General features: G+C 50.7%; 2 protein-coding genes. One reads left to right on the plus strand and one right to left on the minus strand.

Annotation, left to right across the window (positions count from 1 at the left end; translation table 11 throughout):
• The coding region (locus tag WCA53_RS15825; RefSeq protein WP_423912107.1) for an MFS transporter at nt 1–976 on the minus strand (976 nt) is incomplete at its 3' end.
• 536 nt (nt 977–1,512) lie between these two features.
• Between WCA53_RS15825 and WCA53_RS15830 the strand changes: the two genes are divergently transcribed.
• The coding region (locus tag WCA53_RS15830; protein WP_423912111.1) for an IclR family transcriptional regulator at nt 1,513–1,962 on the plus strand (450 nt) is incomplete at its 3' end.

Genomic DNA, 1,962 nt, shown 5'->3' on the forward strand with positions numbered 1-1,962 from the left:
TAAGCTCGGCAAACATAGGCCGGTAGCAAATTGCAGCGAGAAATAGACCGGCCATCATGATCCATTTAGCGCCCCACCTATCCGACAGCCATCCAAAAAAGACATAAGCCGGTGCGGCCACGATAAAGCTACCCATCACTAACTTATACACGGTCGCCTGATCTATCAGGACCGCCTGCTGCAGAAATATCATCACATAGAACTGACCTGTGAAGTAATTTGCACCCATTCCCGCTGTAATACCGACCAAGGCCAAAAGCATCAATTTGAGATTGGGTAGCTTGGTAAAGGCGTCGCGGATTGGATTCTCAGAAAGCTTTTTCTCAGCCTTCATGCGTGTGAATACTGGCGATTCGTGCAGCTTCGACCGGATATACGTTGAAACGACAAGCAGTACAAATGACAATAGAAACGGCACTCGCCATCCCCACTCTTTAAACTGCTCGGTCGTAATGAAAGATTGTGTGACTAAAATAACCAGGAGGCAAACGAGCAATCCTGTCGAGCCGGTCACTTGTATCCAGCTCGTCAACAACCCTCTGCGCCTTGGTCCACATTGCTCCGCAATATAAATTACGGCGCCGCCATACTCTCCGCCAACGGCAAGCCCTTGGATTAGCCGGAGAACGACCAGCAGGATCCAGGATAGATTTCCAGCGTAACTATAAGAAGGAAGGCAGCCCATAAAAAACGTACCGCCGCCCATCATCATTACCGTGAGAAGGAATGTCCATTTTCGTCCCAAACGGTCTCCCAGGTACCCGAAAAAAAGCGCACCTAACGGACGAACAACGAATCCTGCTGTTAGCGCTCCTAATGATGCCAAAAGCGCCGCCGTAGGATTGTTCGGCGGAAATAAAACGGAACTCATGAATACAGCCAGAGATCCGTATATATAAAAATCGTACCACTCGAAAAGAGTCCCGAGCGTAGACGCGAAGACAATCTGTCGCTCTTCTTTTGCGGAGAGGGGCATATGACTGTCGTCAACGACGTCATTGCTAGGTGATGTAGCTACGTACGACATATCTTTTCCGCGGCGTCCGATATAAAAGTAAGGCATCAACCTGGCGCCACGACTCAAAAGTTATGGCTGTACTAAAAGCGCTGCAACGGCGGCCAGTGTTTGGTCCGCTTCTCAAATATCGGGCCCCAAAGGCAACGTACGAGGTCTACCTTCTGCACCGAACCCGAGTCACCCCTTCGCTCACGCGTGCCTCAAGGGCGTAGTACCGAATACAACTTGCCTTCGATGTAGCCTATCGCTTGTGGCCTATCGAACGACTGGGCAAGATCTTCGACCCTCGCAACCGGAACGGCCGCGTAGCAGCATGCATTTTATTCGAATTTGCTAATGTTGTAAGCATATAGCATTATCAAATTTATAAGAATACATTTTTTCGAAAATCGGCTCGCCAACGATTGGCTCGCGAACGATTGATTTTTCGCCCCAGACCACTCGCTGCATCTAAAATATTGGGGTGATACGACATAAAATTAAGGGCAGTTACGATGAGCAAGACACCCAAAGCAGCTCCAGTCGCTGACATCGATCGCTTAGCGCAAGCCGGTACGCTTTTGGATTCCATGGACGCCACGTCAACAGTCCCGCGAGGCGCTCGCCGTGGCATTCAATCGATCGAGATTGGCTTCGGCATTATCGACGTCTTGTGCAAGGCCACCGGGCCTCTCCCACTACGGACTATCGCCGCGCGATGCGATTTGCCAGTAGCCAACGTGCACAACTATTTGGTCAGTTTCCAAAGGGTCGGCCTGGTTGTCCAAGAATCCGACTCGGCATTCTACGGCTTAGGGTCTTACGCCATGAAGTTGGGTATCGCGGCGTTACAGCAATTCGACGTTCACAAAGTTGCTCGCCCGATCATGGCCGAAATTGGCGCGGAAACTGGGTTTACGGTCTTTCTCGGCGTGTGGGGCAATAAGGGTCCAACCATCGTGTAT

Source organism: Caballeronia sp., from assembly GCF_049581465.1.
Lineage (GTDB): Bacteria > Pseudomonadota > Gammaproteobacteria > Burkholderiales > Burkholderiaceae > Caballeronia.